Annotated in this window: 5 protein-coding genes; 3 read left to right on the top strand and 2 right to left on the bottom strand. The window is 70.9% G+C overall.

Going from position 1 to position 6,003, the window contains the following annotated elements; genetic code table 11:
* Positions 1–153 precede the first annotated feature (153 nt).
* Positions 154–1,578 (top strand): NAD(P)/FAD-dependent oxidoreductase, encoded by a 1,425-nt coding sequence (locus G6030_RS02605; RefSeq protein WP_007628766.1) that lies wholly within the window; start codon positions 154–156, stop codon positions 1,576–1,578.
* A 108-nt stretch (positions 1,579–1,686) separates the two neighbouring features.
* On the opposite strand, the gene G6030_RS02600 is transcribed toward G6030_RS02605, so the two are convergent.
* Positions 1,687–2,103: a PaaI family thioesterase gene (locus tag G6030_RS02600; protein ID WP_007628765.1), complete on the bottom strand. Its 417-nt coding sequence runs from the start codon at positions 2,101–2,103 to the stop codon at positions 1,687–1,689.
* Positions 2,104–2,254: 151 nt separating this feature from the next.
* Complete coding sequence (locus G6030_RS02595) at positions 2,255–3,019, bottom strand: hypothetical protein (RefSeq protein ID WP_043567074.1); 765 nt, start codon at positions 3,017–3,019, stop codon at positions 2,255–2,257.
* Between the two features lie 300 nt (positions 3,020–3,319).
* Between G6030_RS02595 and gndA the strand changes: the two genes are divergently transcribed.
* A complete protein-coding gene (gene gndA / locus G6030_RS02590) occupies positions 3,320–4,792 on the top strand; it encodes an NADP-dependent phosphogluconate dehydrogenase (protein WP_007628763.1) in 1,473 nt (490 codons plus the stop codon).
* Positions 4,793–4,839: 47 nt separating this feature from the next.
* Positions 4,840–6,003 (top strand): DEAD/DEAH box helicase (locus G6030_RS02585; protein WP_347238553.1); only part of this gene is annotated, 1,164 nt, incomplete at its 3' end.

The following is a 6,003-nucleotide window of genomic DNA, read 5'->3' as shown; positions in this document are numbered from 1 at the left end:
GGGGGCCCGCGCACCCGCGCGCCGCGCCTCTACGTGTGCACGGCGTCGGGCGGCGCACTATCCTGGGGACTCGTGCCCGGCGGTAGTTGCGCGGGCCCCAGACCGACGAGGCCAACGAGCCCCTCACCCAGACCAGCCTCATCAGGAGCCGCCATGACCGAGCCCGCAACCGACCAGGTCACCGCCACCGCACCGGCCGGCCGCCGGCACCGCGTCGTCATCATCGGCTCCGGCTTCGGCGGTCTGTTCGCCGCCCAGCAGCTCGAGAAGGCCGACGTCGACGTGACATTGGTCGCCAGGACGGGCCACCACCTGTTCCAGCCGCTGCTCTACCAGGTGGCCACCGGCATCCTCTCGGTGGGCGAGATCGCCCCGCCGACCCGCCTCATCCTGCGGGATCAGAAGAACGCCACGGTTGTCCTCGGCGACGTGGACAGGATCGACGTGGCGGCCAAGAAGCTCCACGCCTCGGCCGGCCACATCGACTTCGATCTCGAGTACGACAGCCTCATCGTCGCCGCGGGCGCCAATCAGTCCTACTTCGGTAACGACCACTTCGAGCGCTGGGCGCCCGGCATGAAGACGGTCGACGACGCGCTCGAGCTGCGCAGCCGTATCCTCGGCTGTTTCGAGCAGGCCGAGGTGATCGACGACGAGGAGGAGCGCCGTCGCCTGCTGACCTTCGTGATCGTCGGCGCCGGCCCCACCGGTGTGGAGATGGCCGGCCAGGTCGCCGAGCTCGCCCAGCACACCCTCCGGAACAGCTTCCGGCGTATCGACCCGGCCTCCGCCCGGGTCATCCTCCTCGACGCCGCGCCCGCGGTACTGCCGCCGTTCGGCAACAACCTCGGCAACGCCGCGCGGGCCCGCCTGGAGAAGATGGGCGTCGAGATCCAGCTCAACGCGATGGTCACCAACGTCGACTACCAGGGCATCGAGGTCAAGGACCCGGACGGCTCCGTCCGCCGTATCGACGCCTCGTGCAAGATCTGGTCCGCCGGCGTCAAGGCCAGCCCCCTGGGCAAGCAACTCGCGGACCAGACGGACGCGGAGATCGATCGCGCCGGACGCGTGCTGGTCAACAAGGACCTCTCGCTCCCGGGTCACCCCGAGATCTTCGTGGTGGGCGACATGATGAGCCTCGACAACCTGCCCGGTGTCGCGCAGGTCGCCATCCAGGGCGGGAAGTACGCGGCCAAGCAGATCATCGCCGAGGTCGAGAAGGGCCGGACCCCGGCCGAGCGGAAGCCGTTCAAGTACTTCGACAAGGGCTCCATGGCGACGGTGTCGCGCTACAGCGCGGTGGTGAAGATGGGCCCGATCGAGATCTCGGGTTTCATCGCCTGGGTCATGTGGCTCGTCGTGCACCTCGCTTACCTGATCGGCTTCAAGAACCGCATCACGACGATGTTCTCGTGGGGCATGCAGATGGGCGGCGATCACCGCTCGCAGCTGACCTCCACCAAGCAGTGGGTCTATGCGCGCCAGGCCCTCGAGCGGGTGGCCGCCGACGACGCCGCCCAGCGATCCGCGGATCGGTCGCGGGAGGAACAGTCCGCCTCCGCCTCGGTCGACTGAGGGCCGTTCAACCGGGGTCGATGACGAGGAACGCGCCCGGCGGGCAGGTCGCCGCCGGGCGCGTCGCCGTCTCAGAGCCGTCTCGGAGCCGGTCCGGACCTGCCCCGGTTACTGCAGGTTCGCCAGTCGCACCTGACCCACCGCGGCCATGCGCCCCTGGTCGTCGGTGATCTCGACCCGCCAGAGCTGTTGGGAGCGGCCCCGGTGCACGGGGGTCCCGGTCGCCGTGAGGGTCCCCTCGGTGACGGCGCGGAGGAAGTCGGTCGAGTTGTTGACCCCGACGACCTTGCCCTCTCCGCCCAGCCACACCGCGCCGGCCACACTCGCGACCTCTTCCACGATCGCGCAATAGACGCCGCCGTGGACGATGCCGTACGGCTGGTGCAGGTGCGGCTCCACGGCCACCGTCACGACCACCTTGTCGGGAGTGACCTCGGCGTACTCGATCCCGACGGTGCTGCCGAAGCCCACGCCGGAGTGGGCTCGGATCCGGTCGATCACATCACTGTCAGCCGTGTCGGACATCTGACCTCTTTCCCCGGCCCGGCCTGTCCGGACCACCGGGGTCGAACGTTACCCGTCGGTGCACGGCCCCGACCTCGGGTCGCCATGACCCGCGGTCGCACGATTGCGGGATCAGCCGCACGGCTTCGGGATCAGTCGCGCGCCTGCAGGATCAGCGAACGGATCGCCATCCACGGTCCCGCACGGGGATGGGCCCCGCACCCGGGGTGCGCGGGAGGCGGCTGCGCCGGCGGACGGCCAACCCGGAGTCGTGGAGGGCCTGGAGCACCATCTGTCCGCGGCGGTACCCGGTCTCCGGGCTGGTGTCCGCGAACGTCGGCACGATGGTCGCGGCGCCCAGGACACATTCACCGGCCATCGACCACAGCGTGTCGACACTGCAGTTGCTCACCTCGGCGAGTCCCTCGAACACCGCCGTCAGGGTCGAGCGCGACCTGCAGGCGAGCCATTGCGCGAGCGCCTGCTCGCACGGCAGGACGACGGTGCCGGGCGATCCCGCGGCGGGGTCGTCGGGCAGCACCCGGAGGGTGGTGTCGCGGACGCCGGCCCAGTCGAGGCCACCCTCGATGTCTGTGCGCACGGCCATGTTCTCGGCGCCGGTGTCCCAGACGCGGCCGATGGTGACGAAGCTGGCGACCGCGCGACCGAGGACGCCGTGGGTGAAGGCCTCCGCGACGAGGTACGTCGAGAAGCGGATGTCGCCGGACTCGGTGAAGTGATCGCGGAACATCTGCTCCACGCGGCCACTGTCGACCGCCCGCTCGAGCGGCACCCACCGGCGCCGCGACTGCGTCCCCAGGTCCGCGATCGAGTAGAACTTCGGATAGCCGGCCCGGAAGCCGCCGAGCACCTCGACCGTGTCATCGAACACCGTGCGTGTCCCCGCCAACTGAGTGGGCAGCAATGAGCCGGTCATGTCTGGTCTTTCCCCCTTGTAGATTCCCCGATGCGGGTCCGGCCCGCCTCCGCGGAGACGTCTCGACCACGGCGATCCATCCCCCGGATCGCTGTGGCCCAGGTCATCCGGCCCGGTCTTAAGTGTTACAACACATCCTCGGTTGTTACCAAGGGTTTTTTAGCCGTTCGACGAATCGGTGCACTCAGTGCACGTCTGACCTGTCAACCACTTCGTCGCGCCGCCCCACCCCCGGCTCGGCCGTCAGCCGGCATCGATGCTGGTCCGTTCGCTCCGAGGGCGTCGACTACGCTGAGTCGCATGAGTACAGAACGCGAGGACGCGCAGCCCGCCGCCGGCACTGTCGGCACCGCCGACATCGGAGTGACCGGCCTCGCCGTCATGGGCTCGAACATCGCCCGCAATTTCGCCCGGCACGGTTACACGGTGGCGGTCCACAACCGCTCCGCGGGCAAGACCGACGCCCTGCTCTCGGAGCACGGTGCGGACGGTGACTTCATCCGCACCGAGACGATCGCCGAGTTCGCCGCCGCCCTGCGCTCGCCGCGACGCGCACTCGTGATGGTGCAGGCGGGCGCGCCCACCGACGCGGTGATCGACGCGCTCGCCGACGCGTTCGACGAGGGCGACATCATCATCGACGGCGGCAACTCCCTCTACACGGACACCATCCGTCGCGAGAAGGCCATGGCCGAGCGTGGCATCCGGTTCATCGGCGCGGGCATCTCCGGCGGCGAGGAAGGTGCCCTGGAGGGGCCGTCCATCATGCCGGGCGGGCCGGCGTCCAGCTACGAGGTCGTCGGACCCATGCTCGAGGACATCTCGGCCAAGGTCGACGGCACGCCGTGCTGCACCCACGTCGGCGAGGACGGCTCGGGCCACTTCGTCAAAATGGTGCACAACGGCATCGAGTACTCGGACATGCAGCTGATCGGCGAGGCCTACCACCTCCTCCGCGGCGTGGCGGGGATCGAACCGGCGGCCATGGCCGACGTCTTCCGCGAGTGGAACACCGGTGAGCTCGACTCGTACCTCATCGAGATCACAGCGGAGGTGCTCGCTCAGGTCGACGCCGAGACCGGCGGCCCGCTCGTCGACGTGATCGTCGACCGCGCGGGCCAGAAGGGCACCGGTCGGTGGACGGTGAAGTCCGCCCTCGATCTGGGCGTCCCGGTCACCGGCATCGCCGAGGCCGTCTTCGCCCGCGCGCTGTCGAGCTCCGTCCCCCAGCGGGAGGCCGGGCGCGCCCTGCCCGCCGGCTCGGTGTCGACCCCGACACAGACCGGTCCCGAGTTCGTCGAGGACGTCCGTCGGGCGCTCTACGCGTCCAAGGTCATCGCCTACGCGCAGGGATTCGACCAGATCACGGCGGCCAGCGCGGAGTACGGGTGGGACGTCGCCCGTGGCGACCTCGCCACCATCTGGCGCGGCGGTTGCATCATCCGCGCCACGTTCCTCGACCGGATCCGTGAGGCGTACGCCGCCGACCCGTCGCTGCCCTCCCTGCTCGCGGCGCCGTACTTCGCCGAGGCACTGGCGGACTGCGTGGACAGCTGGCGCCGCGTCGTCGCGACCGCGGTCACCGCGGGCATCCCCGCGCCGGGTTTCTCGGCCGCGCTCGCGTACTACGACGGCCTGCGCACCGAGCGTCTTCCCGCCGCGTTGATCCAGGGTCAGCGCGACTTCTTCGGCGCGCACACCTACCAGCGCACCGACCGTGAGGGCAGCTTCCACACTCTGTGGAGCGGCGATCGTTCGGAGGTCCGGGCCTGAGCGGTTCGCAGCCCGGTAATCTGGGCCGGCTCCTCGAGGACCTCGGGGTGTCGGTCCCGATCAGACATGCCGTGTCCGCGCTCGTCTCGGGCGAGCCGACACCGGTGCAGGCGGCCGCGCTCGCCGACGCCGTCGGCGGCGAGAGCCTGCTCGCGGTGGCGCCGACCGGCTCCGGCAAGACGCTCGTGTTCGCGATCGGGGTGGTCCACCGCCTCGCGGGGTCACCGAGCCTGCCGAGCCGGCCCCGAGCGGTCGTCGTGGCACCCACCCGCGAACTCGCGGAGCAGAGCGCCGAGGTCCTCGCGGAGGTGGGCGCGGGTGCCGGGCTGCGGGTGGCCTCGTTCGTCGGCGGCCAACCGATCAAGCGGGATCGTCGCGCCCTCATCGCCCCGGTCGACGTGGCCGTGGGCACGCCGGGTCGCCTGGCCGACCTGGTCCGGTCCCGGGCCGTGTCGCTCACCGACGCGCGGGTGATGGTCCTCGACGAGGCCGACCAGCTCCTGGGGCCCTCGTTCGTCGAACAGACCGAGTCGCTTCTCGCCGCCTGCGCCGGTGCGGGACTCGTGGCAACCACGGCCACCGCCGACGCCGACGTTCAGCGACGCCTGCGCGAGGCGCGGCCCGGCCTCCGGGTCCACCGCGTCGAGCGCGCGCCGACGTCGGTACAGCAGGAACCCGGTCCCGGGGTGTCACCGGAGGCCGAGACCGCGGCCGGGGAGACCGCGACGGGGACGACGACGACAACGGGCGCGCCACGTCAGCTGGTCATCCTCTCCACCCCGGATCCTGACGGCGTGGCGGTCGCACTGGCGGCCCGCTGCACGCGGGGACTCTTCTTCGTCCCGCGCCGGGACGCCGTCGACGCGCTGCGCGCCGCTATCGCGGACACCGGCGTACGCGTGGCCGGCGTGAAGGGGTCGGACTCCCCCACCCGGCGCTCGTCCGCGTTCTCCGAGCTGGCCTCGGGTGCCGTCCGTGTCCTGGTGACCACGGACCTCGCGGGCCGGGGGCTCGACATCGTCGACGTCGGCCACGTGGTCCACGTGGGACCGCCGCACTCGACGGACGACCTCGTCCACCGTTCGGGTCGGACCGGTCGCGGCGTCGCGCAGGCCGGCGTCGTCGCCGCCGTCCTCAGACCCTCCCAGGTCGACCGCGTCGCCGATCAGGCGCGGAAGTCGGGGATGTCGGTCGAGACCGTCGACGTCTCC

Source organism: Dietzia sp. E1 (assembly GCF_014145015.1).
GTDB classification, from domain to species: Bacteria; Actinomycetota; Actinomycetes; order Mycobacteriales; family Mycobacteriaceae; genus Dietzia; species Dietzia cinnamea_A.
This window is presented reverse-complemented; position numbering and strand designations above follow the sequence as displayed.